Annotated in this window: 2 protein-coding genes; both read right to left on the reverse strand. The window is 42.6% G+C overall.

Going from position 1 to position 559, the window contains the following annotated elements; translation table 11 throughout:
* The coding region (locus ACOCD2_RS25485; protein ID WP_368857518.1) for a DUF6804 family protein at positions 1-129 on the reverse strand (129 nt) is incomplete at its 3' end.
* A gap of 2 nt (positions 130-131) precedes the next feature.
* Positions 132-434: a hypothetical protein gene (locus tag ACOCD2_RS25490; RefSeq protein WP_293689716.1), complete on the reverse strand. Its 303-nt coding sequence runs from the start codon at positions 432-434 to the stop codon at positions 132-134.
* Positions 435-559 lie beyond the last annotated feature (125 nt).

Consider the following 559-nt stretch of genomic DNA (forward strand, 5'->3'; position numbering starts at 1 on the left):
CTCCATGGCTGGCAGCGGTTTATGATCTATCGGGACTTGACACCTAAGCAACATGTAATAGCCATATGGTAATGGGAGCACTCCAATAAATAGCATACCAGCAGCAATAAATAAGATTACTTTTGGCATTTTTATCTTTTAACCCCTTCAATTATTGACATGATGACGGCAGGAATAATGAACGCTAAACCAGGAGCTGCAAACAAAGCTGCCCAACCCCAGTGCCAACCCCAAACATCCATTGCGCCAAAGAACGCGCCAATTGTAATAGGCAAGGTAAAGCGGAACATCAAAGCCGCGACGATGGCTACGCCAGCCCATACAGCACCAAAGTGATAATCAATACCGACATATCCTGCAACTATTTGCAGAATGCCATACCCCATGAATATGATAAAACCACCGATACCTAATAGCGCTTGTATCAATGCCATTAACTTACTTGATTACCCACGATATTCAGCCACGCATACAGAAATTGGACTATAATAGAACATACATAGAATCAGTGTCTTAGTGAGGTGGCGGACATGGCAAAGAATATCATCCAATTTCAAAA

Origin of the sequence: Thiolapillus sp., from assembly GCF_048562965.1 — a bacterium.
Lineage (GTDB): Bacteria > Pseudomonadota > Gammaproteobacteria > Chromatiales > Chromatiaceae > Thiolapillus > Thiolapillus brandeum_A.

Excerpts from the sequence above, each read along its gene's own strand:
- ACOCD2_RS25490 (WP_293689716.1), bottom strand. The coding sequence starts at position 434 with ATGGCATTGATACAAGCGCTATTAGGTATCGGTGGTTTTATCATATTC.